Here is a 24,554-nt window from a genome sequence, read left to right on the forward strand (position 1 = left end):
CAAAAGTTTCACCGACTTTGCGTAGTTGTTTCCAGTTCCCACTATCCTTGCTCTATGAACATTTCCTCGCCTCAGCGTTGTAGTGTAGAATGCGGCGTTTCACTTAAACAGACGTTAAGCTCAGAACAGCGACTTCTCAGAGCCTGCTCAGGCGGGCGTAAGGCACAATAATTACACTATATGAAGAACATACGTAACTTTTCAATCATAGCTCACATCGACCACGGTAAATCGACGCTGTCTGACCGTATTATCCAGATCTGCGGTGGCCTGTCTGACCGTGAAATGGAAGCGCAGGTTCTCGACTCGATGGATCTTGAGCGTGAGCGCGGTATTACTATCAAAGCGCAGAGCGTGACGCTCGATTTCAAAGCATCTGATGGTGAAACCTATCAGCTTAACTTTATCGACACCCCGGGCCACGTTGACTTCTCGTATGAAGTTTCCCGTTCGCTTGCCGCCTGTGAAGGCGCACTGCTGGTGGTTGACGCCGGACAGGGTGTCGAAGCGCAGACCCTGGCTAACTGCTATACCGCCATGGAAATGGATCTGGAAGTGGTGCCGGTTCTGAACAAAATCGACCTGCCAGCCGCCGATCCTGAGCGCGTAGCAGAAGAGATTGAAGACATCGTCGGCATCGACGCGACTGATGCGGTTCGCTGCTCGGCGAAAACCGGCGTGGGCGTGACCGACGTGCTGGAACGTCTGGTGCGCGACATTCCGCCGCCGGAAGGCGATCCGGAAGGTCCGCTGCAGGCGTTGATTATCGACTCCTGGTTCGATAACTACCTGGGCGTGGTTTCGCTGGTGCGTATTAAAAACGGCACCATGCGTAAAGGCGACAAAATTAAAGTGATGAGCACCGGTCAGGTCTACAATGCCGACCGTCTGGGGATCTTCACACCAAAACAGGTTGATCGTACCGAGCTGAAATGCGGCGAGGTAGGCTGGTTGGTGTGTGCAATCAAAGACATCCTCGGCGCACCGGTTGGCGATACCCTGACGCAGGCACGTAACCCGGCAGACAAACCGTTGCCAGGCTTTAAAAAAGTGAAGCCGCAGGTGTACGCTGGTCTGTTCCCGGTGAGTTCTGACGACTACGAAAACTTCCGTGATGCCCTCGGCAAGCTGAGCCTCAACGACGCCTCCCTGTTTTATGAACCGGAAAGCTCGACCGCGCTGGGCTTCGGCTTCCGTTGTGGCTTCCTTGGTCTGCTGCACATGGAGATCATTCAGGAACGTCTGGAGCGTGAATACGATCTGGATCTGATCACCACCGCGCCGACCGTAGTTTACGAAGTTGAAACTACGGCGAAAGAGACTATCTACGTCGATAGCCCATCCAAGCTGCCGCCGCTGAACAACATCTACGAACTGCGTGAGCCGATCGCTGAGTGTCACATGCTGCTGCCGCAGGCTTACCTTGGCAACGTGATCACCCTGTGTATTGAGAAGCGCGGCGTTCAGACCAACATGGTTTACCACGGTAACCAGGTGGCGCTGACCTATGAAATCCCGATGGCGGAAGTGGTACTCGACTTTTTCGACCGTCTGAAGTCGACTTCTCGCGGCTATGCGTCGCTGGACTATAACTTTAAACGATTCCAGGCGTCTGACATGGTGCGCGTTGATGTCCTCATCAACAACGAACGTGTCGATGCGCTGGCGCTAATCACCCACCGCGACAATTCCCAGAGCCGTGGCCGCGAACTGGTTGAGAAGATGAAAGATCTGATCCCTCGCCAGCAGTTTGATATCGCGATTCAGGCAGCCATTGGTACGCACATCATTGCGCGTTCAACGGTTAAGCAGCTGCGTAAAAACGTTCTGGCGAAATGCTACGGTGGCGATATCAGTCGTAAGAAAAAGCTGCTGCAAAAACAGAAAGAGGGTAAAAAGCGCATGAAGCAGATCGGTAACGTCGAACTGCCGCAGGAAGCCTTCCTCGCCATTCTGCATGTCGGTAAAGACAGCAAATAACCTTAAGGAGTTGGCATGGCGAACATGTTTGCCCTGATTCTGGTGATTGCCACACTGGTGACGGGCATTTTGTGGTGCGTAGATAAATTCATCTTCGCACCAAAGCGCCGGGAGCGTCAGGCAGCAGCGCAAGCTGCTGCAGGTGATTCACTGGATAAAGCAACGCTAAAAAAAGTAGCCCCTAAACCGGGCTGGCTGGAAACTGGAGCATCCGTTTTCCCGGTACTGGCGATTGTGCTGGTGGTACGTTCATTTATTTATGAGCCGTTCCAGATCCCGTCAGGTTCGATGATGCCGACGCTGCTTATCGGGGACTTTATCCTGGTGGAGAAATTCGCCTATGGGATTAAAGATCCTATTTACCAGAAAACGTTGATCGAAACTGGCCATCCGAAACGCGGTGATATCGTGGTGTTTAAATACCCGGAAGATCCGCGTCTGGACTACATCAAACGCGCTGTCGGTTTACCGGGAGACAAAGTGACCTACGATCCGGTGGCGAAAGAGGTCACGATTCAGCCAGGATGCAGTTCTGGTCAGGCGTGTGAAAACGCGCTGCCGGTAACGTATTCGGATGTTCAGCCAAGTGATTTCGTGCAGACCTTTGCCCGTCGTAACGGTGGGGAAGCGACCAGCGGCTTCTTTGAAGTTCCTCTGAATGAAACGAAAGAAAACGGTATTCGCCTCTCCGAGCGTAAAGAAACGCTGGGTGAGGTAACGCACCGCATTCTGACCGTGCCAATCGCGCAAGATCAGGTGGGAATGTATTACCGCCAGCCTGGCCAGCAACTGGCAACCTGGATCGTCCCTCCGGGACACTACTTCATGATGGGTGATAACCGTGACAACAGCGCGGACAGCCGTTACTGGGGATTTGTGCCGGAAGCGAACCTGGTGGGTAAAGCGACCGCTATCTGGATGAGTTTCGACAAGCAAGAAGGCGAATGGCCGACCGGTGTACGTTTAAGCCGTATTGGTGGTATTCACTAATCGCTGATAATCGTTCACGTTGTCGTCATTATGGCGGCAGCGTGAATTATTTCTCGGATAAATTCCCGCAGACTAACGACATCCCTTGTCGTTGTGTATAGAATATTCCCCCGAAGTTTTAGGTTGGCACCGACAGGTTGCCACGGCACACGAAACAGCGTTGGTTTGTATAAATGCATTTAGCTAAAGCCAAATGGCTAAGCGAAGTGCGTATATCAGGTCTGTTTCGTGTGCTGAATTGTTGACGCATTCATTTATTGGTATCGCATGAACCCCATCGTAATTAATCGGCTTCAACGGAAGCTGGGCTACACTTTTAATCATCAGGAGCTGTTGCAGCAGGCATTGACTCACCGTAGCGCCAGCAGCAAACATAACGAGCGTTTAGAATTTTTAGGCGACTCTATTTTGAGCTTTGTTATCGCTAATGCGCTTTATCACCGTTTCCCGCGAGTGGACGAAGGTGATATGAGCCGCATGCGCGCAACGCTGGTTCGCGGCAATACGCTTGCTGAATTAGCCCGTGAGTTTGACCTCGGTGAATGTTTACGTTTGGGGCCTGGTGAGCTGAAAAGCGGCGGCTTCCGCCGTGAATCGATCCTGGCTGATACCGTTGAAGCTTTAATTGGCGGCGTCTTCCTCGACAGCGACATTCAAACCGTTGAGCAACTGATCCTGAACTGGTATCAGACTCGTCTGGATGAAATTAGCCCAGGCGATAAACAAAAAGATCCGAAAACGCGCCTGCAGGAATATTTGCAGGGCCGCCACCTGCCGCTGCCGTCTTATCTGGTGGTGCAGGTTCGTGGTGAAGCACACGATCAAGAATTTACTATCCACTGCCAGGTCAGCGGCCTGAGTGAACCGGTGGTTGGCACAGGTTCTAGCCGTCGTAAGGCTGAGCAGGCTGCCGCCGAACAGGCGTTGAAAAAACTGGAGCTGGAATGAGCATCGATACAACTTACTGCGGATTTATTGCCATCGTCGGTCGTCCGAACGTCGGCAAATCCACCCTGTTAAATAACCTGCTTGGGCAGAAGATTTCCATTACCTCACGTAAGGCTCAGACAACACGTCACCGTATTGTTGGCATCCATACTGAAGGCGCGTATCAGGCGATTTATGTTGATACCCCGGGCCTGCATATGGAAGAAAAACGGGCGATCAACCGCCTGATGAACAAAGCGGCGAGCAGCTCGATTGGTGATGTTGAACTGGTTATTTTCGTTGTGGAAGGCACCCGCTGGACGCCGGACGACGAAATGGTGCTTAACAAGCTGCGCGACGGTAAAGCCCCGGTTATTCTGGCTGTGAACAAAGTAGACAATGTTCAGGAAAAAGCCGATCTGCTGCCGCACCTACAGTTCCTGGCAAGCCAGATGAATTTCCTCGATATCGTCCCGATCTCTGCCGAGACGGGTTTGAATGTGGATACCGTTGCGGACATCGTACGTAAGCATCTGCCGGAAGCTATTCATCACTTCCCGGAAGATTACATCACTGACCGTTCTCAGCGTTTTATGGCTTCTGAAATCATCCGCGAAAAGCTGATGCGTTTTCTGGGGGCTGAACTGCCGTATTCTGTCACCGTGGAGATTGAGCGTTTTATCTCTAACGAGCGCGGTGGCTACGATATTAACGGTCTGATCCTCGTTGAACGTGAAGGACAGAAGAAGATGGTTATTGGCAACAAAGGAGCCAAAATTAAAACCATCGGCATCGAAGCGCGTAAAGACATGCAGGAGATGTTCGAAGCGCCCGTTCACCTCGAACTGTGGGTGAAAGTGAAATCTGGCTGGGCCGATGACGAACGCGCGTTGCGTAGCCTCGGTTACGGCGACGACGTCTAAACCCATCTTCTGAAACACGGCGAGTATATGGAAGGATGGCAACGAGCCTTTGTCTTACATAGTCGCCCCTGGAGCGAAACCAGTCTCGTGCTGGACGTCTTCACGGAAGAGTCGGGTCGCGTGCGCCTGGTGGCTAAAGGCGCACGTTCCAAACGCTCCAATCTTAAAGGCGCACTCCAGCCTTTTACCCCGTTGTTGCTTCGCTTTGGTGGACGTGGAGAGGTCAAAACCCTACGTAGTGCTGAAGCCGTTTCTCTGGCACTCCCTCTTAGCGGTATCACGCTGTACAGCGGCTTGTATATCAACGAACTTATCTCCCGCGTCCTTGAGTACGAGACCCGCTTTTCTGAACTCTTTTTCGATTATCTGAACTGTATTCAGGCGCTGGCTGGCGCCACAGGTTCGCCAGAACCCGCGCTGCGTCGTTTTGAGCTGGCCTTACTTGGACATTTGGGATACGGCGTCGATTTTACCCACTGTGCGGGCAGCGGCGAGCCGGTAGACGACACCATGACCTATCGTTACCGGGAAGAAAAAGGGTTTATTGCCAGCGTTGTTATTGATCACAACACTTTTACGGGACGCCATCTCAAAGCGCTTGAGTCGCGTGAATTTCCCGATGTCGATACGTTACGCGCCGCGAAACGCTTTACCCGCATGGCGTTAAAGCCGTATCTTGGTGGTAAGCCGTTAAAAAGCCGGGAACTGTTCCGGCAATTTATGCCAAAACGAGCAGTAAAAACAAATAATGATTAACGAGGATTGTCATGGCTGAATTACTGTTAGGCGTCAATATTGACCACATTGCCACATTACGTAATGCACGCGGTACCGCATATCCGGATCCGGTTCAGGCGGCATTTATCGTTGAACAGGCGGGCGCGGATGGTATTACCGTACACCTGCGTGAAGACCGTCGTCATATCACCGACCGTGACGTACGTATTTTGCGCCAGACGCTGGATACGCGCATGAATCTGGAAATGGCGGTCACCGAAGAGATGCTGGAGATTGCCGTTGAGACTAAGCCGCATTTTTGCTGCCTGGTGCCGGAAAAACGTCAGGAAGTGACTACTGAAGGTGGTCTGGACGTCGCCGGCCAGCGAGATAAGATGCGTGATGCCTGCAAACGCCTGGCGGACGCAGGCATTCTGGTTTCGCTGTTTATCGATGCCGATGAAGAGCAGATTAAGGCTGCTGCTGAAGTCGGCGCGCCGTATATCGAAATTCACACAGGCTGTTACGCCGATGCGAAAACCGACGCTGAACAGGCCAGCGAACTGGCGCGTATCGCCAAAGCGGCAACCTTTGCCGCCAGCCTTGGCCTGAAGGTAAATGCAGGTCACGGCCTGACATACCATAACGTTAAAGCCATCGCGCGAATCCCGGAAATGCACGAGCTGAACATTGGACATGCCATTATCGGACGCGCGGTGATGAGCGGTCTGAAAGATGCAGTTGTCGAAATGAAACGTCTGATGCTGGAAGCGCGTGGCTAATGGCGATTCTGGGATTAGGCACGGATATCGTGGAGATTGCCCGCATTGAGGCGGTGATCTCCCGTTCCGGCGACCGTCTGGCAAGACGTGTGCTCAGTGACAACGAATGGGCTATCTGGGAGACGCATCAGCAGCCGGTGCGTTTTTTGGCGAAGCGTTTTGCGGTCAAAGAGGCGGCAGCAAAAGCCTTTGGGACGGGTATCCGCAACGGTCTGGCATTTAATCAGTTTGAAGTCTTTAACGATGAACTCGGTAAGCCGCGTTTGCGGTTATGGGGAGAGGCGTTAAAACTGGCGGAAAAACTCGGTGTCGCACATATGCATGTGACGCTGGCTGATGAGCGTCACTACGCCTGCGCTACGGTGATTATCGAGAGTTAAAGTTTGTCTGCGTGATGCATCAGGACAAACTTATCCCACAGCTGCTCTTCCGTTTCGATATGTGCCGGATCTTTCAAAATAGTATTGGGGATCGGGCACACCTTCTGGCAGGTTGGCGTGTCGTAATGGCCTACGCATTCCGTACATTTGTCACTGTTAATCTCGTAAATGCTGTCACCCATCGAAATTGCCTCATTCGGGCATTCGGGCTCGCACATATCGCAATTGATACACTTTTTAGTGATTAACAGGGCCATCAGGAAACTCTCAAAACATCACAAATCGGGCGGGCATTATACGCGCATTCTTTGCTCAGACCAGTTTTTTTACCAGTGCTTCGCTGTGGCGAATGCGTTCCGGAGCGTGCTCAAGATCCTGCTGTACCAGTGCCATAAACAATAAATCAGTCAGCATCATTTGCGCATGCGTAGAGGAAATCGCTGCGCTGCGCGTAGCCTGCTCCTCAGCAATCGTATACAGACAATGAGTTGCCCGTTGCTGCAGGGCGTTCGGTGTAAATCCGGTGACGGCGAGAATTTTGGCTCCGGTGCGCAATGTTTCGTCCGCAGCCAGGTTGAGCTCACGGCGTTCGCCGGTATACGATATGGCCAGCAGCAGATCGTTGGGCGAAAGCGCCTGCACTGCCGCCAACAGGGCGTGCATATCGCGTTCAACCACCGCGTTAAAACCAATCTTCAGCAGCTTCCAGGCAAAATTCTGTGCCACCAGACCCGATGCGCCAATCCCGGTCACGATAATGCGCCGGGCTGAGCGCAGCATCATGACGCTCTCCATCAGTTTCTCTTCGCTGTTGACGTCCAGCGTCGCATGCATCGCCGCCACGTTCTCCTGAATCAACTTTTCTCCCACCAGACGCATAGGGTCGTCACCGCGAATCTGATTATGCACCGGAATGGAGTGGGGGTTAGGGTTGCTGGCCAGCGCTTCGCTAATCGCTAGTTTGAGTGCAGGAAATCCTTTAAAACCCATCTTTTGCGCGAACTTCACCACGCTGGACTGGCTGACGCCCGCCTCCGCGGCCAACTGCTGCGAACTGAGATGCCGCGCACTATCCGGCTGGGCAAGGAGATAATCCGCAAGTTTTTTATCGCTCTGCGCGAGGTCCGGGTAACGCTGACGAATGCGAATTAAACAGTTCATGCTGTCTCCTGGCGAAAACGTGATGGCGATTACAAAACAAAATTTCATTCGCCTTGATGAATATAATATTCCATTATGGCAGATTATTATGAATTAAAAATTCCTAAGGACCAAAAAATGAATCTCGGTGCATTAGTTTCAGAAACCCGCAATCCACAGACCATGGACCTGGATGCGCTCTCCACGCTGGAGTTGGTTCATCGTTTTAATCAACAGGATACGCTGGTAGCCGAAGCAGTAAAAGCAACTCTGCCTCAAGTTGCGTGCGCGGTCGATGCGGCAGCTAACGCGCTAAAAGCAGGTGGCCGCATTATTTACATGGGGGCGGGTACCAGCGGGCGTCTTGGGGTGCTGGATGCATCTGAATGCCCACCGACTTTCGGCGTTCCGCACGGTCTGGTGGTTGGGTTGATTGCCGGGGGGCCGGGCGCGCTGCTGAAGGCGGTTGAGGGTGCGGAAGATAACCCACAGCTAGGTGAAGATGATCTGCGCGCGATCAATCTCACCGCACAGGATATGGTCGTTGGGCTGGCGGCTTCAGGTCGTACGCCGTATGTGATTGGCGGACTGAAATATGCGCGTACGGTAGGTTGTACGACGGCGGCTATTTCCTGCAATCCGGATTCACCAATTGCACATGAAGCGGATATCGCTATTTCCCCGGTGGTGGGTCCGGAGGCGCTGACGGGGTCAACGCGACTGAAATCCGGTACCGCGCAAAAGCTGGTGCTCAATATGATCTCCACCGGAGCGATGGTGAAGTTCGGTAAGGTTTATCAGAACCTGATGGTGGATATGCAGGCAACCAACGTCAAACTGGTCGATCGTGCGTGCCGTATGGTGGTTGAAGCCACGGGCATTGCGCGTGAACAGGCGCAAGCGTTGCTAAAGCAGACTGATTTTGACGTTAAGCCGGCTATTTTAATGGCGCTCACCGGCCTGGACGCCGCTGCCGCTCGCGAAAAGCTTGCCGCTCACCAGGGTTTTTTACGCGCGGCGTTAGAACACTAAGAGGTGTATATGGATAAGACGGCGGTGCTGGCCAGCGATATTCTGCTGGGCGTTGGCGGAGAGAAAAATATTCTGCGTCTGGAAAACTGTATGACCCGCGTCAGGGTTGAAGTTCAGGATGACGGACAGCTCGATATCCCTCGTCTCAGGCAACTGCCCGGCGTCAGCGGCTACGTGAAGCAGGGCGCGCAGCACCAGATCATTGTCGGCCCCGGTAAAGCGGCCAAGGTGGTGGATGCTATGCGCTCTCTGATTGCTGATGGCGGCGAAGGCAGAGATACGAATGATATCGAGCGCACGAAGTCAGAGGCCAAAGCGAAGTACAAAGCGCCCATGAGCGATGCGCTGCGTAAGTTGGCGAACGTCTTTATCCCTCTTATTCCAGCTTTTATCGCTTCTGGTTTGATCACCGGCATTATTAACATTCTTAAGCGACCGGATATCGTCGGGGATTTTGCGACCCACTATCCAAATATGCTTGGGCTGATGGGAATATTTGGCAGCGCCGTGTTTGCCATCATGAATATTCTGGTCGGGGTGAATACCGCCAAAGTATTCGGCGGTTCTCTGGCGATGGGCGGGGTGATGGCGGGGATCCTCTCCAGTCCGCAACTGGCACAAATCACGCTGTTTGGCGAAGCGTTGCAGCCGGGACGCGGCGGGGTGATCGCGGTACTGCTGGTGGTTGCGTTGATGTGTTGGATCGAACGCAAATTCCGTGAGCTGTTGCCAGAATCGCTGGAGCTGATCCTAAACCCACTGCTGACCACCATTATCACCGGGGCCATCGCGATTGTTGCGCTGCAACCACTTGGCGGCTGGATTTCTGAATCTATTGCTCATGGCGCATCCTGGGCTATTGATCGCGGCGGTTTTCTGGTGGGGGCCGTACTGGCTGGGACTTTCCTGCCGTTGGTGCTCACCGGACTTCATCAGGGATTGGTGCCGATCCACGTTGAACTGGTACAGGCGCATGGTTATAACGCGCTCTTTCCTATCCTGGCGATGGCTGGCGTCGGGCAAATTGGAGCTTCCATTGCCGTGCTGATGAAAACCCGTAACGCACGGCTTAAAAAAGTGATCAAAGGCGCGCTGCCGGTTGGACTGCTGGGCGTTGGCGAGCCGCTGATTTTTGGCGTCACGCTGCCGTTAGGTAGACCGTTTATTGGTGCCTGCCTTGGCGGCGCGGTAGGCGGAGCGCTGATTAGCTACTGGAAGGTGGCGACGGTTATCACCTTTGGTATCTCAGGATTACCGCTGGCACTGACGATTGTTGCCGGAAAAGTGATGTTCTATCTGTTAGGCTATCTGGTAGCAGTTATTGCCGGGTTCCTGTTTACCTGGCTATTGGGGTTCAACGATCCAGAGGACTAAGGTTTGACCAATCACCCGCGCCGCGTTGTTTTTTTTGATTTGGATGGCACGTTACACCAGCAGGATATGTTCGGTAGTTTCATACGTTATCTGCTACGTCGTCAGCCGCTGAACGCGCTGCTGGTGCTGCCTCTGCTACCGGTGATTGCGCTGGCATTGCTGATTCAAGGGCGTGCCGCCCGCTGGCCAATGAGCCTGCTGTTGTGGGGATGCACTTTTGGTCGCAGCGAGGCGCGTCTGAAAGCGCATCAGTCCGACTTTGTACGCTGGTTTCGCAGTAATGTGACGGCGTTTCCGCTCGTTCAGCAGCGCCTGACAACCTACCTGTTAAGCTCTGATGCTGACATCTGGCTTATCACCGGCTCTCCGCAGTCGCTGGTCGAGCAGGTTTACTTCGACACGCCGTGGCTACCGCGTGTCAATTTGATTGCCAGCAAAATGGCGCGGGGATACGGCGGGTGGGTGCTGACGCTGCGCTGCCTCGGCCATGAGAAAGTGACTCAACTGGAGCGGCAGATTGGCGCACCGCTGTCTCTTTACAGCGGCTACAGCGACAGTAAGCAGGACAATCCGTTGCTCTCTTTTTGCCAGCATCGCTGGCGCGTCACGCCGCGCGGAGAGCTGCAACAACTCGAATAGAGTAAACGATAGCGTCTGTGTATAATGCGCCCGCTTTTATTGGTGGAGTAACCCCTTTGTCTGAAGTTGAATTTAGCCACGAATACTGGATGCGTCATGCTTTAACGCTGGCTAAGCGCGCCTGGGATGAGCGTGAAGTTCCGGTGGGTGCAGTATTGGTGCATAACAACCGCGTGATTGGCGAAGGCTGGAACCGTCCGATCGGCCACCATGATCCGACTGCTCACGCTGAAATTATGGCGCTGCGTCAGGGGGGCCTGGTACTGCAAAACTACCGTCTGTTAGATGCCACGCTGTACGTCACTCTGGAGCCGTGCGTGATGTGCGCAGGCGCGATGGTCCATAGTCGTATCGGCCGGGTGGTTTTTGGCGCACGCGATGCGAAAACGGGCGCTGCCGGGTCATTAATGGATGTGCTGCATCACCCAGGAATGAATCATCGGGTTGACGTGACCGAAGGCGTGTTACGGGATGAATGCGCCACGCTGCTCAGTGATTTCTTCCGCATGCGTCGGCAGGAGATCAAAGCGTTGAAAAAATCCGCCAATCAGTAAATACCAATCAGGCTACTTATCCTCTTTCTTTTGTGCTGAAAACAGCAGCGAAGGGGAGTGCGACAGGTAGTTTGACGATGTCTGAGTCAGAAACGCTGAAAGCGGAAATTTATCTTTACCCACCAGCTCAGCCGGTGACACCGCCGGATAATCCTGAGCCAGTTGCATTTTTTCCTGCGCCTGTTTTTCTTTCTCCTGCAGATACCCCACCAGGCTAATCTGGTATTTACGGATATTTTCCACATAAGCGTAGGCTTCGTGACCACGCGCATAGCCATAGGTCAACTTGCTGTAATACGGCTTTTGGCTGAGTAGTGGCAGTCGCTGTTTTACGTCGGACCAGCTGTTCGGATTGCCTTTTGTTTTCACCGTCAGCGCCCGGGCATCCAGCATGTGCGCATAACCCATGTTGTAGGCCGCGAGCGCAAACCAGATACGTTCCCCTTCGGGAACGGTATCCGGCACTTTACTCATCATATCCTGCAAATACCGCGCGCCGCCGCTGATGCTCTGTTCTGCATCGGTACGGTCAGTTAGCCCGAGACTCTGGGCGGTATTTTTGGTCAGCATCATCAGCCCGCGTACCCCAGTCGGGGATGTGGCCTGCGCATCCCAGTGCGACTCCTGATAGGATATTGCGGCGAGCAGTCGCCAGTCTATCTCCTGCGCATACTTCTCAAAGAGCGGCTTGAGGTCCGGCAATACGCTGTCTACGGCACGCAAAAAGGTGCGGGTATCAACATAGTCAAAATCATCGCCATGCCCAAGATACTTCTCTTCCAGCCGCGCCAGAGAACCATCTTCATTCATGGTATTAAAGAAATCCAACAGCGCGGCAGACAGCGTGTTGTCATTGTCCAGACGACTAAACCAGGTCACCGGTTGTTCGTCGGAAACGTCCAACGCCACGGCCAGCTCAGGATGAACGCGCTGGTATAAACTGATGGCGACGGAATCGGCAATGGTGTAATCCAGCTTTCCGGCGATAACATCATCAAGCAGTTCAGTGGTCCCTTTTTTGTCATCGACCTTCCAGCTCAGCTCGGGGAATTTTTTCTCTTTTAGCTGTTGGAGATCGTTAACCACCACATGTCCTGGGGCGATAGTCAGTTGGCTTTCGTTCACGGTGGCGAGCGTGCGCGGGCGGTATTGTCCAACCCGATACACCAACTGTTGTGAAACTGAATAATAGGTCGGTCCTGGCTGGTAATTTTTTACCCGCTCGCTGTTATAGACCAGACCTGCGGCTAACAGATCGGCATTACCGTTATCCAGGTCGTCGAAAAGCTGGCTAATGTTCTGGCGCACTGTGACGTTTAACTTCACGCCCAGGTAGTTGGCGAACGCCTGGGCCAGTTCATAATCCAGACCGAATTTTTTGCCGTTGAGGGTTGCGTAAGTTAACGGCGAGTCGAGGGTACTGACGCGCAGCTCTCCCCGCGACTGAATGGCGGCGATACGATTTTCGGCTTTACCGAACCAGGGGATAGATGGCCAAAGGGCCGCTGCCAACAACAGCGTTAATATGCCGATGAACAGATAATTAATCTTTAATTTTTTCAATTAGTTAATTCTCTGAACCGTACGTTTTCTCTGCCTGCTGTGGTGCTGATTAAGAAGTGAAGTCGTCATTAATGAGCGGCATTTTGCTTAAACTTGCGCCAGTTGGCAACTTATTCAGAAACCAGACCGCATTTGATGATAAGAAATGGTCGTGATTTTATTTCGACGCAAACGGTTTCGTCGGCGCGCCAGATTCTTTATAATGACGCCCGTTTCCCCCACTTGGGCACACCGAAAGCTTAGAAGACGAGAGACTTATGATGGAAATTCTGCGTGGTTCACCTGCACTGTCTGCATTCCGTATTAACAAACTGCTGGCACGTTTTCAGGCTGCCAACCTCCAGGTCCACAATATTTACGCCGAGTACGTCCATTTTGCCGATCTGAATGCACCGCTGAATGAGGACGAGCACGCACAACTAGCACGTCTGCTGAAATATGGTCCTGCTCTTCACAGCCACGCCCCTGAAGGCAAACTGCTGCTGGTTACGCCTCGCCCTGGCACCATCTCCCCGTGGTCTTCTAAAGCGACTGATATTGCCCACAACTGCGGCCTGCAGCAGATTAACCGCCTGGAACGTGGCATTGCCTGGTATGTTGAGGCCTCTACGTTGACCGCTGAGCAGTGGCAGATGGTTGCCGATGAACTGCACGACCGCATGATGGAAACGGTTTTCCCAGCACTGAACGATGCCGAAAAGCTGTTTGTACATCATCAGCCAGCACCGGTCTTAAGCGTTGATCTGCTGGGTGAGGGACGCCAGGCACTGATCGACGCTAACCTGCGTCTGGGCCTGGCGCTGGCGGAAGACGAAATCGACTATCTGCAGGATGCGTTCACCAAACTGGGACGCAACCCGAACGACATTGAACTGTACATGTTTGCGCAGGCAAACTCCGAGCACTGCCGCCACAAGATTTTTAACGCCGACTGGATTATCGATGGTAAACAGCAGCCGAAGTCGCTGTTCAAGATGATCAAAAATACCTTCGAAACTACGCCGGACCACGTGCTGTCTGCCTATAAAGACAACGCTGCGGTAATGGAAGGTTCTGAAGTGGGTCGTTACTTTGCCGACCACAAAACCGGCCGCTACGATTTCCATCAGGAGCCAGCCCACATCCTGATGAAGGTAGAAACCCACAACCATCCGACGGCTATCTCTCCGTGGCCGGGTGCGGCAACCGGCTCCGGCGGCGAAATCCGCGACGAGGGGGCAACCGGTCGTGGTGCAAAACCGAAAGCAGGGCTGGTGGGTTTCTCCGTTTCCAACCTGCGTATTCCAGGCTTTGAACAGCCATGGGAAGAAGATTTCGGTAAGCCGGACCGTATTGTTACCGCACTCGATATCATGACCGAAGGGCCACTGGGCGGCGCGGCGTTTAATAATGAATTTGGTCGCCCGGCGCTGACGGGGTATTTCCGCACCTATGAAGAAAAGGTTAACAGTCACAACGGCGAAGAACTGCGCGGTTACCATAAACCGATCATGCTGGCAGGCGGGATCGGTAACATCCGTGCCGATCATGTACAGAAAGGCGAGATCGTCGTTGGCGCTAAGCTGATCGTCCTCGGCGGGCCGGCAATGAACATCGGTCTTGGCGGGGGTGCGGCCTCTTCTATGGCTTCCGGCCAGTCTGATGCGGACCTCGACTTTGCCTCCGTACAGCGTGACAACCCGGAAATGGAACGTCGTTGCCAGGAAGTTATCGACCGCTGCTGGCAGATGGGCGATGCCAACCCGATCCTGTTTATCCATGACGTTGGCGCTGGCGGCCTGTCAAACGCCATGCCTGAGCTGGTAAGCGATGGTGGTCGCGGCGGTAAGTTCCAGCTGCGCGATATCCTCAGCGACGAACCGGGCATGAGCCCGCTGGAAATCTGGTGTAACGAATCCCAGGAGCGTTATGTGCTGGCGGTTGCCGCTGACCAGCTACCGCTGTTTGACGAACTGTGTAAGCGCGAGCGCGCGCCGTATGCGGTGATCGGTGAAGCCACCGAAGAACAGCATCTGACACTGAGCGATAGCCACTTCGACAATCAGCCGATCGACATGCCGCTCGATGTGCTGTTGGGCAAAACGCCGAAAATGACCCGCGATGTGCAGACGCTGAAAGCCAAAGGCGATGCCCTGAATCGTGGCGAAATCTCGATTGCAGATGCGGTTAACCGTGTGCTGCATCTGCCGACTGTTGCTGAAAAAACGTTCCTTGTGACCATCGGCGACCGTACCGTTACCGGTATGGTCGCGCGTGACCAGATGGTGGGGCCATGGCAGATCCCGGTAGCCAACTGCGCGGTCACTACCGCAAGCCTTGATAGCTACTACGGTGAAGCGATGTCTCTTGGCGAGCGCGCGCCAGTCGCATTGCTCGACTTCTCTGCCTCTGCGCGTCTGGCTGTAGGTGAGGCGCTGACCAACATTGCGGCAACGCAGATTGGCGATATCAAACGCATTAAACTGTCGGCTAACTGGATGGCTGCTGCGGGTCACCCTGGCGAAGACGCCGGACTGTACGAAGCGGTAAAAGCCGTTGGGGAAGAATTATGTCCGGCGCTTGGCCTGACCATTCCGGTGGGCAAAGACTCTATGTCGATGAAAACCCGCTGGCAGGAAGGCAACGAACAGCGTGAAATGACCTCGCCGCTGTCGCTGGTGATCACCGCCTTTGCCCGCGTGGAAGACGTGCGCCACACGATTACCCCGCAGCTTTCTACTGAAGACAATGCCCTGTTGCTGATTGACCTTGGTCTTGGTCACAACGCGCTGGGTGCAACAGCGTTGGCGCAGGTTTACCGTCAACTGGGCGATAAGCCTGCTGATGTGCGTAACGTTGAGCAACTGAAAGGCTTCTACGACGCCATTCAGGCGCTGGTGGCACAGCGTAAGCTGTTGGCCTACCACGACCGTTCAGACGGCGGGCTGCTGGTTACGCTGGCGGAAATGGCCTTCACCGGTCACTGCGGTATTGAAGCTGATATCCACTCTCTGGGTGACGATCGTCTGGCTGCGCTGTTTAACGAAGAGCTTGGCGCGGTGATTCAGGTTCGCGCAGCTGATCGTGAAGCGGTTGAGGCGTTGCTGGCTCAACATGGCCTGGCCGATTGCGTGCACTATCTGGGGAAAGCCGTGCAGGGCGACCGCTTCGTGGTTGAAGCTGACGGTCATGCGGTGTTCAGCGAAAGCCGCACCACGATGCGTATGTGGTGGGCGGAAACCACCTGGCAGATGCAGCGTCTGCGCGACAACCCGGAGTGTGCCGATCAGGAACACGACGCTAAAACCAACGATGCCGACCCTGGCCTTAACGTTAAACTGTCATTTGATATCAATGAAGACGTTGCTGCTCCGTACATCGCCACTGGCGCGCGTCCGAAAGTGGCCGTGCTGCGCGAGCAGGGCGTTAACTCCCATGTCGAAATGGCGGCAGCTTTCCACCGTGCGGGCTTTGACGCTATTGATGTACACATGAGCGATCTGCTGGGGGGACGCATCGGCCTGGGTAATTTCCAGGCGCTGGTAGCCTGCGGCGGCTTCTCTTACGGCGATGTGCTCGGCGCAGGGGAAGGTTGGGCGAAGTCAATTCTGTTCAACAACCGCGTGCGTGATGAGTTCGAAACCTTCTTCCATCGCCCGCAAACGCTGGCGCTCGGGGTGTGTAACGGTTGCCAGATGATGTCTAACCTGCGTGAGCTGATCCCGGGAAGCGACCTGTGGCCGCGCTTTGTACGCAATCACTCCGATCGTTTTGAAGCCCGCTTCAGTTTGGTTGAAGTGACGCAAAGCCCGTCTTTACTGCTTGCCGATATGGTGGGATCGATGATGCCGATTGCCGTTTCTCACGGTGAAGGTCGTGTGGAAGTGCGTGACGGTGCGCATCTGGCTCAGCTCGAGAGCAAAGGTCTGGTGGCCCTGCGCTATGTTGATAATTTCGGTAAGGTGACCGAGACCTACCCGGCTAACCCGAACGGTTCGCCGAACGGTATTACCGCTGTTACCACGGAAAATGGTCGCGTTACCATTATGATGCCGCACCCGGAACGCGTGTTCCGTACCGTGAGTAACTCCTGGCACCCGGAAAACTGGGGTGAGGACAGCCCGTGGATGCGCATTTTCCGTAACGCGCGTAAACAGTTGGGTTAATTAGCCTGTAATCATTAAGCCCCTCTTCGTGAGGGGCTTTTTTTATGGCGCAGACCAATTAAGGCGTTCACGCCGTCATCCGGCAATACCTCAGCGCTTATGGCACAGAATTAATGTGTCTCGAAATCCCGACATTGGCGGGGTTGGGGTGTCGCCAAAAAGAGACATTTAATTATATGATTTACAATGAATTTGTTTTTAAGTGCTACAGGTGTTGCTGATTGGCGACGGTATGGGTAAAAAACGGACAATATCATTTTTCAGATAAATAATGATATTTTCTATATATATCATTGTGTTAATAAAATGTTTTGAATATTGGCACAGATGCTGCATAATATTAATCAGTGGCTCATTCACCTTCTTATGTCAGCCCCTTCGGGACGTGCTACATAAACTTCGAATGACGCACAACAAGGTGCCTGCCGTCCAACATCTGATATTAGCGTAGCTATATCAACCTTCGGGCGAAACGTCGAGTTAGGCACCGCCTTATTCCACAACAAAGCCGGGTTAATCCCGGCTTTGTTGTATCTGGCGTTTCCCTCAGTTAGCATCAACCTATTCCTGTCCATTGAGAGTAACGCCTTGAAGCGCTGGTCAGTTTTTCCCCGATCTTTACGTCAACTGGTGACGTTGGCATTTTTGCTTATCCTGTTGCCGTTGTTAGTTTTGGCCTGGCAGGCGTGGCAAAGCCTGAATGCCCTGAGCGCGCAGGCGGCTCTGACGAACCGAACGACGCTGATTGACGCCAGACGCAGTGAAGCGATGACCAATGCTGCCCTTGAGATGGAGCGTAGCTACCGCCAATACTGTGTACTTGATGACCCAACGTTAGCTAAGGTTTACCAGAGTCAACGTAAACGCTACAGCGACATGCTGGATGCGCATGCAGGCGTGTTGCCGGATAACCGGCTCTATCAGGCGTTACGCCAGGACATCAACGATCTCGCGCAGTTGCAGTGTCGTAACAGTGGTCCTGACAGCGTGGCGGCCGCGCGGCTGGAAGCGTTCGCCAATGCCAATACTGAGATGGTACAAGCGACGCGGACTGTCGTCTTTTCTCGTGGACAGCAACTACAGCAGGAGATAGCCGAGCGAGGTCAGTTCTTCGGCTGGCAGGCGCTGGTGCTGTTTCTCGTTAGCCTGGCAATGGTGCTGCTGTTTACCCGCATGATTATCGGTCCGGTGAAGGGCATCGAACGGATGATCAACCGTCTGGGAGAAGGGCGCTCGCTGGGTGATAGCGTGTTATTTACCGGGCCCCGTGAGCTGCGATCCGTGGGGCAGCGTATTATCTGGCTGAGCGAACGTCTTTCCTGGCTTGAGTCGCAGCGGCATCAGTTTTTACGCCATCTTTCTCATGAGCTGAAAACACCGCTGGCGAGTATGCGCGAAGGTACCGAATTGCTGGCCGATCAGGTAGTGGGCCCGTTAACACCGGAGCAAAAAGAGGTGGTCGGTATTCTCGATGACAGCAGCCGCAATCTGCAAAAACTGATTGAGCAGCTTCTCGATTACAACCGCAAGCTGGCGGATGACGAGGTTGAGCTTGAAAGTGTAGAAATCGCCCCGCTGGTGGAAAACGTGGTTTCTGCGCATAGCCTGCCCGCCCGCGCCAAAATGATCCATACTGATGTTGCGCTTGCGGTGAACGCCTGCCTGGCAGAGCCGATGCTATTAATGAGCGTGCTGGACAATCTTTATTCCAATGCGGTGCACTACGGCGCTGAATCCGGTAACATTTGGATCCGCAGCAGTTTGCATGGCTCAACGGTATATATTGATGTAATGAATACCGGCACACCGATCCCAGAAGCAGAACAGACCATGATCTTCGAGCCTTTTTTCCAGGGGAGCCATCAGCGAAAAGGGGCGGTAAAAGGAAGCGGGTTGGGGCTGAGCATTGCCAGAGATTGCATCCGCCGTATGCGGGGCAAACTGTATCTGGTTGATGACCATGCGCAAAACGTTTGTTTTCGCATAGAACTGCCGCTAGCTGCTGCGAAAAATCACTAAAATAAACCTAAGTCTGGTGAGTATGCCTTACGTTGTTGTCAGAATGCTTAAACGACATTTTTTCCGTCGCGTTATCCTCGCAAGCCTGCCGTGTCTGGTGCTGGTTGGCTGCGTTCCGAACGCGGTGAATCATATCATCGGCGATCCCTCGCAGGAGAAAATTCCACCTCATCAACTTGCTGACTACCTTGCAACCGAGTGTGCGGATATCTGGTCGCTAACGGGTCAGTCCACGGATACCAACCCGCTGTATTGGCTGCGGGCGATGGATTGCGCCGATCGCATGATGCCTGTGCAGGCGCGCAGTGAGGCCAGTGCTCAACTCACGGATACCTGGCAGGGCGCTTTCAAACGCGGGATCCTGCTTGATAACGCCCGTATTACCCCGCCTGAACGGCAGGAGGCAGTTACGCGTCTCGATGCGTTAAGTCCACAAATTCCGACTCAGGTTCGACCGCTTTATCAGGCCTGGTTTCGTAACCAACTGTTGCAATTACAGCTTGCTGAAGAACGCATGCGTTACAGTAAGCTCCAGCAGGCGTCAGACAGCGAGCTCGATACGCTGCGTCAGCAGCAACAGCATTTGCAGTCCCAGCTCGATCTCACGACCCGCAAGCTGGAGAATCTGACCGATATTGAACGCCAGCTTTCCACGCGCAAACCCGCCGGTAACTACAATCCTGATGCGCCGCACGGGAACGATAAACTCACTACGCCTGATAACGAGGACGGTGCCACGCCGCCTGCCGATGAGGTAACGCCATGATAAGCCGTAAGCCCGCGCATTTGCTGCTGGTGGATGATGATCCGGGGCTGTTGAAATTACTCGGTATGCGACTGACCAGCGAAGGTTACAGCGTCGTGACTGCGGAAAGCGGGCAGGAAGGGCTACGGGTACTGAATCGCGAAAAAGTGGATCTGGTCATTAGCGATCTGCGCATGGATGAAATGGACGGCATGCAGCTGTTTACGGAAATCCAGAAAGTACAGCCGGGAATGCCGGTTATTATCCTTACCGCTCACGGCTCCATTCCTGACGCCGTAGCGGCGACGCAGCAAGGGGTCTTCAGTTTTCTCACCAAACCGGTCGATAAAGACGCGTTATACCACGCAATTGACGGGGCGCTGGAACAGTCTGCGCCTGCTACTGATGATAGCTGGCGTGAGTCCATTGTCACCCGCAGTCCGCTGATGCTGCGTTTGTTGGAACAGGCGCGAATGGTGGCACAGTCGGACGTTAGTGTACTCATCAACGGCCAAAGTGGGACCGGGAAAGAAGTTTTTGCTCAGGCGATTCACAACGCCAGCCCGCGTAGCCACAAACCCTTTATTGCCATTAATTGCGGCGCGTTGCCGGAACAATTGCTGGAGTCTGAACTGTTTGGCCATGCGCGCGGCGCTTTTACCGGCGCGGTGAGTAATCGTGAAGGGCTGTTTCAGGCTGCGGAAGGTGGGACGCTGTTTCTCGATGAGATTGGCGATATGCCAGCACCGTTGCAGGTTAAATTACTGCGCGTGTTGCAGGAACGAAAAGTCAGACCGCTGGGAAGTAACCGCGATATCGACATTGATGTGAGGATAGTTTCCGCGACGCACCGCGATTTACCCAAAGCCATGGCGCGGGGAGAATTTCGCGAGGATTTGTACTATCGCCTCAACGTGGTGAGTCTGAAGATCCCGGCACTGGCCGAACGTACGGAAGATATTCCGCTGCTGGCAAACCATCTGCTACGCCAGTCTGCTGAACGACATAAACCGTTCGTGCGCGCCTTTTCAACCGATGCCATGAAGCGGTTAATGACCGCCAGTTGGCCGGGCAACGTGCGTCAGTTGGTCAACGTGATTGAACAGTGCGTCGCGTTGACCTCTTCCCCGGTGATCAGCGATGCGCTGGTGGAGCAGGCACTGGAAGGGGAGAACACCGCGCTGCCGACCTTTGTTGAGGCGCGTAATCAGTTTGAACTCAATTACCTGCGTAAGCTGCTGCAAATTACCAAGGGTAATGTGACCCATGCGGCGCGAATGGCTGGGCGCAACCGCACTGAGTTCTACAAGTTGCTTTCTCGCCATGAGTTAGATGCAAACGATTTCAAAGAATAGTTTTCCGGATTATGTTACGTTTATCCGATCAAAAGACAGGCGACCTTTTCAAGGAATAGCATGAAAAAGATTGATGCGATTATTAAACCCTTCAAGCTGGACGACGTCCGCGAAGCGCTGGCCGAAGTTGGCATTACCGGTATGACTGTAACAGAGGTCAAAGGCTTTGGCCGTCAGAAAGGCCATACCGAGCTGTACCGCGGCGCGGAATATATGGTGGATTTTCTGCCGAAAGTAAAAATTGAAATTGTGGTTACCGACGACATCGTAGATACCTGCGTCGACACCATTATTCGTACCGCGCAGACCGGCAAAATCGGTGACGGTAAGATTTTTGTCTTTGACGTGGCTCGCGTTATTCGTATTCGTACCGGTGAAGAAGACGACGCGGCAATCTAAGCCGCGCCGTGCTTGCCGAATGGCGGTGTAAACACCTTCTCAGGCCTACAATATCTCGTAGGCCTGAGAAGCGCAGCGCCATCAGGCATAACGTAATTACAGAACTTTATGTGGGCCGAAACATTCGTAATGAATGTTCTCGTTTTTTACGCCCAGACCAACCAGCTGCTTTGCGGCAAACTGCATAAAGCCAACCGGACCGCACAGATAAAACTGCATCGCCGGGTCGCTGATTGCGCCTTCCAGTTTATTCAGATCCATCAGACCTATACTATCAAACGCACCTTTCGCGCGATCAGCTTCGGTTGGCTCGCGATACCAGGTGTGTGCGCTAAAGCGCGGCAGCGTTTTGCCGAGTTCATTCACTTCATCGGCGAAGGCATGGACATCACCGTTTTCAGCCGCATGGAACCAGTTAACCTGCGCCGCATGGTTTGCTTTCACCAGCGTATCCAGCATCGCCAGCATTGGGGTCTGACCTACGCCTGCGGAAATCAGAGACACAGGGGTATTAGTCGCGACATCCATAAAGAAATCGCCCGCAGGTGCGGCTAAGTGAACAACGTCGCCAACATTCGCATGATTGTGCAGCCAGGTGGAAACCTGACCACCGTCTTCACGCTTAACGGCAATCCGATAGCCTTTGCCATCAGGTTTACGGGTCAGTGAGTACTGACGAATTTCCTGATGCGGGAAACCTTCCGGCTTCAGCCAGACGCCCAGGTATTGCCCCGGATGATATTCAGCTACTGCGCCACCGTCGACAGGCTCAAACTCAAAGCTGGTGATAAGCGCGCTTCGCGGCGTTTTTGCCACGATACGGAAAGGTCGAGTACCTTCCCAGCCGCCATTTTTATTGGCATTTTCGCTATAGATTTGCGCTTCACGGTTGATGAAAACGTTCGCCAGTACACCATACGCTTTACCCCACGCATCCAGGACTTCCTGGCCTGGGCTGAACATTTCGTCCAGCGTTGCCAGCAAATGACCACCCACGATGTTGTACTGCTCTGGTTTAATCTGGAAGCTGGTATGCTTCTGCGCGATTTTCTCAACCGCTGGCAACAGCGCCGCCAGGTTTTCGATATTGCTGGCATACGCGGCAATCGCGTTAAACAGCGCTTCGCGCTGATCGCCATTACGCTGGTTACTCATGTTGAAAATTTCTTTCAGCTCTGGGTTATGCGTAAACATGCGATCGTAGAAATGGGCGGTCAGCTTCGGACCTGTTTCAACCAGCAGGGGAATGGTGGCTTTAACTGTAGCGATGGTTTGTGCGTCAAGCATACGGTCTTCCTTTATCTGAGACTTTAATGATGTATGTCAAATACATCTTATAAAAAATACCCCTGCATTGTAAATGGTTCTTTGTAACTTTGCGTTGTAAAGGTTACATCGTGAAAAATCTGCATCACAAACCTGAAAAGAAATCCGTTGAAATTCAGCAGACCTTTGTTCTCCAAAGCCTTGCGTACCGTGAAGGTAATCGTTTGCGTAAAATCCTTTGTCAAGACCTGTTATCGAAGAATGTTTCGGTTATACTGTTCGCCGTTGTCCTACGGACCGCCTTTTAAGGCCGAAAATTTTATTGTTAGCTGAGTCAGGAGATGCGGATGTTAAAGCGTGAAATGAACATTGCCGATTATGATGCCGAACTGTGGCAGGCTATGGAGCAGGAAAAAGTACGTCAGGAAGAGCACATCGAACTGATCGCCTCCGAAAACTATACCAGCCCGCGTGTTATGCAGGCGCAGGGTTCTCAGCTGACCAATAAATACGCTGAAGGTTATCCGGGCAAGCGCTACTACGGCGGTTGTGAGTACGTTGATATCGTTGAACAACTGGCTATCGATCGTGCAAAAGAGCTGTTTGGCGCTGACTACGCTAACGTGCAGCCGCACTCCGGTTCTCAGGCTAACTTCGCTGTTTACACCGCTCTGCTGCAACCGGGCGATACTGTTCTGGGTATGAACCTGGCACAAGGCGGCCACCTGACTCACGGCTCCCCGGTTAACTTCTCCGGCAAATTGTACAACATCATTCCTTACGGTATTGATGATTCCGGCAAAATTGACTACGAAGATATGGCGAAGCAGGCCAAAGAACACAAACCGAAGATGATCATCGGTGGTTTCTCTGCTTACTCTGGCGTGGTTGACTGGGCCAAAATGCGTGAAATCGCTGACAGCATCGGCGCATACCTGTTCGTTGACATGGCGCACGTTGCGGGTCTGATTGCCGCAGGCGTTTACCCGAACCCGGTTCCACACGCACACGTTGTCACCACCACCACTCACAAAACTCTGGCGGGTCCGCGCGGCGGCCTGATCCTGGCGAAAGGCGGTGACGAAGAGCTGTACAAAAAACTGAACTCTGCGGTGTTCCCAAGTGCGCAGGGTGGCCCGCTGATGCACGTGATCGCGGCGAAAGCCGTGGCGCTGAAAGAAGCAATGGAGCCTGAGTTCAAGGTTTACCAGCAGCAGGTTGCTAAAAACGCCAAAGCGATGGTGGAAGTGTTCCTGAACCGTGGTTACAAAGTGGTTTCTGGCGGTACTGAAAACCACCTGTTCCTGCTGGACCTGGTTGATAAAAACCTGACCGGTAAAGAAGCTGACGCTGCGCTGGGCCGTGCCAACATCACCGTCAACAAAAACAGCGTGCCGAACGATCCGAAGAGCCCGTTTGTGACTTCCGGTATCCGTATCGGTTCTCCGGCAATCACTCGCCGCGGCTTCAAAGAAGCGGAAGCGAAAGAACTGGCTGGCTGGATGTGTGACGTGCTGGACAATATCAATGACGAAGCCGTAATTGAGCGCGTCAAAGGTAAAGTTCTGGACATCTGCGCACGCTTCCCGGTTTACGCGTAAGCGTCAATAGTTAGCTGTGAAAA

The 24,554-nt window shown here is 53.5% G+C and carries 21 protein-coding genes; 17 read left to right on the forward strand and 4 right to left on the reverse strand.

The features are described 5' to 3' along the window. Positions 1-180 precede the first annotated feature (180 nt). From lepA to acpS, 7 genes are all read left to right on the forward strand, one after another. On the forward strand, positions 181-1,980 hold the full coding sequence (gene lepA / locus NMD08_RS06895; protein ID WP_003037577.1) for a translation elongation factor 4: 1,800 nt from the start codon (positions 181-183) through the stop codon (positions 1,978-1,980). Between the two features lie 15 nt (positions 1,981-1,995). Beyond that, complete coding sequence (gene lepB / locus NMD08_RS06900) at positions 1,996-2,970, forward strand: signal peptidase I (RefSeq protein WP_042306654.1); 975 nt, start codon at positions 1,996-1,998, stop codon at positions 2,968-2,970. Between the two features lie 267 nt (positions 2,971-3,237). Beyond that, positions 3,238-3,918: a ribonuclease III gene (gene rnc / locus NMD08_RS06905; RefSeq protein ID WP_003037579.1), complete on the forward strand. Its 681-nt coding sequence runs from the start codon at positions 3,238-3,240 to the stop codon at positions 3,916-3,918. Next, positions 3,915-4,820 (forward strand): GTPase Era, encoded by a 906-nt coding sequence (gene era, locus NMD08_RS06910; protein WP_151217686.1) that lies wholly within the window; start codon positions 3,915-3,917, stop codon positions 4,818-4,820. Before rnc ends, era begins: the two co-directional genes overlap by 4 nt. 27 nt (positions 4,821-4,847) lie before the next feature. After that, positions 4,848-5,576, forward strand: a complete 729-nt coding sequence (gene recO / locus NMD08_RS06915) for a DNA repair protein RecO (protein WP_151224098.1) — start codon at positions 4,848-4,850, stop codon at positions 5,574-5,576. Between the two features lie 11 nt (positions 5,577-5,587). Further along, on the forward strand, positions 5,588-6,319 hold the full coding sequence (gene pdxJ / locus NMD08_RS06920; RefSeq protein WP_151217685.1) for a pyridoxine 5'-phosphate synthase: 732 nt from the start codon (positions 5,588-5,590) through the stop codon (positions 6,317-6,319). Beyond that, on the forward strand, positions 6,319-6,699 hold the full coding sequence (acpS, locus tag NMD08_RS06925; protein ID WP_003037588.1) for a holo-ACP synthase: 381 nt from the start codon (positions 6,319-6,321) through the stop codon (positions 6,697-6,699). The genes pdxJ and acpS overlap by 1 nt, the downstream gene beginning before the upstream one ends. On the opposite strand, the gene NMD08_RS06930 is transcribed toward acpS, so the two are convergent. Further along, positions 6,696-6,956 (reverse strand): YfhL family 4Fe-4S dicluster ferredoxin, encoded by a 261-nt coding sequence (locus tag NMD08_RS06930; RefSeq protein WP_096756130.1) that lies wholly within the window; start codon positions 6,954-6,956, stop codon positions 6,696-6,698. The two genes, acpS and NMD08_RS06930, sit on opposite strands and share 4 nt — an antisense overlap. A gap of 55 nt (positions 6,957-7,011) precedes the next feature. Beyond that, entirely contained in the window at positions 7,012-7,860 is an 849-nt protein-coding gene (locus NMD08_RS06935; protein WP_151217684.1) for a MurR/RpiR family transcriptional regulator, read from the reverse strand. A 117-nt stretch (positions 7,861-7,977) separates the two neighbouring features. Here NMD08_RS06935 and murQ point away from each other — a divergent pair, with 117 nt between their 5' ends. From murQ to tadA, 4 genes are read left to right on the forward strand one after another with little or no spacing between them, the layout of a single operon-like run. Next, positions 7,978-8,871 carry an N-acetylmuramic acid 6-phosphate etherase gene (gene murQ / locus NMD08_RS06940; protein WP_151217683.1) on the forward strand — a complete coding sequence of 298 codons (894 nt, stop codon included), beginning with the start codon at positions 7,978-7,980 and terminating at the stop codon, positions 8,869-8,871. 9 nt (positions 8,872-8,880) lie between these two features. Continuing rightward, entirely contained in the window at positions 8,881-10,245 is a 1,365-nt protein-coding gene (locus NMD08_RS06945; RefSeq protein WP_187258588.1) for a PTS transporter subunit EIIC, read from the forward strand. Between the two features lie 3 nt (positions 10,246-10,248). Next, the gene (gene yfhb / locus NMD08_RS06950) at positions 10,249-10,884 is read left to right on the forward strand and encodes a phosphatidylglycerophosphatase C (RefSeq protein ID WP_187253571.1); all 636 of its coding nucleotides are present in this window, start codon (positions 10,249-10,251) and stop codon (positions 10,882-10,884) included. Between the two features lie 17 nt (positions 10,885-10,901). Continuing rightward, entirely contained in the window at positions 10,902-11,438 is a 537-nt protein-coding gene (tadA, locus tag NMD08_RS06955; RefSeq protein ID WP_286538853.1) for a tRNA adenosine(34) deaminase TadA, read from the forward strand. Between the two features lie 12 nt (positions 11,439-11,450). Here tadA and mltF read toward each other — a convergent pair whose 3' ends face one another. Then, entirely contained in the window at positions 11,451-13,001 is a 1,551-nt protein-coding gene (mltF, locus tag NMD08_RS06960) for a membrane-bound lytic murein transglycosylase MltF (protein WP_151217681.1), read from the reverse strand. Between the two features lie 257 nt (positions 13,002-13,258). Here mltF and purL point away from each other — a divergent pair, with 257 nt between their 5' ends. From purL to glnB, 5 genes are all read left to right on the forward strand, one after another. Continuing rightward, entirely contained in the window at positions 13,259-17,146 is a 3,888-nt protein-coding gene (gene purL / locus NMD08_RS06965) for a phosphoribosylformylglycinamidine synthase (RefSeq protein ID WP_370619845.1), read from the forward strand. Between the two features lie 588 nt (positions 17,147-17,734). Beyond that, complete coding sequence (qseE, locus tag NMD08_RS06970; RefSeq protein WP_151224096.1) at positions 17,735-19,165, forward strand: two component system sensor histidine kinase QseE/GlrK; 1,431 nt, start codon at positions 17,735-17,737, stop codon at positions 19,163-19,165. 22 nt (positions 19,166-19,187) lie between these two features. Continuing rightward, positions 19,188-19,931 (forward strand): two-component system QseEF-associated lipoprotein QseG, encoded by a 744-nt coding sequence (gene qseG / locus NMD08_RS06975; RefSeq protein WP_187253568.1) that lies wholly within the window; start codon positions 19,188-19,190, stop codon positions 19,929-19,931. Next, positions 19,931-21,265, forward strand: a complete 1,335-nt coding sequence (gene glrR / locus NMD08_RS06980) for a two-component system response regulator GlrR (protein ID WP_304502307.1) — start codon at positions 19,931-19,933, stop codon at positions 21,263-21,265. The genes qseG and glrR overlap by 1 nt, the downstream gene beginning before the upstream one ends. Before the next feature lie 60 nt (positions 21,266-21,325). Further along, positions 21,326-21,664, forward strand: a complete 339-nt coding sequence (gene glnB, locus NMD08_RS06985; protein WP_002914032.1) for a nitrogen regulatory protein P-II — start codon at positions 21,326-21,328, stop codon at positions 21,662-21,664. Between the two features lie 96 nt (positions 21,665-21,760). Here glnB and hmpA read toward each other — a convergent pair whose 3' ends face one another. Next, entirely contained in the window at positions 21,761-22,951 is a 1,191-nt protein-coding gene (gene hmpA / locus NMD08_RS06990; protein ID WP_187258590.1) for an NO-inducible flavohemoprotein, read from the reverse strand. Between the two features lie 326 nt (positions 22,952-23,277). On the opposite strand from hmpA, the gene glyA reads away from it, so the two are divergent. Beyond that, positions 23,278-24,531 (forward strand): serine hydroxymethyltransferase, encoded by a 1,254-nt coding sequence (gene glyA, locus NMD08_RS06995; protein WP_187253566.1) that lies wholly within the window; start codon positions 23,278-23,280, stop codon positions 24,529-24,531. Positions 24,532-24,554 lie beyond the last annotated feature (23 nt).

The sequence above is a fragment of the Citrobacter meridianamericanus genome, from assembly GCF_041320245.1.
In the GTDB taxonomy this organism is placed as follows: domain Bacteria; phylum Pseudomonadota; class Gammaproteobacteria; order Enterobacterales; family Enterobacteriaceae; genus Citrobacter; species Citrobacter meridianamericanus.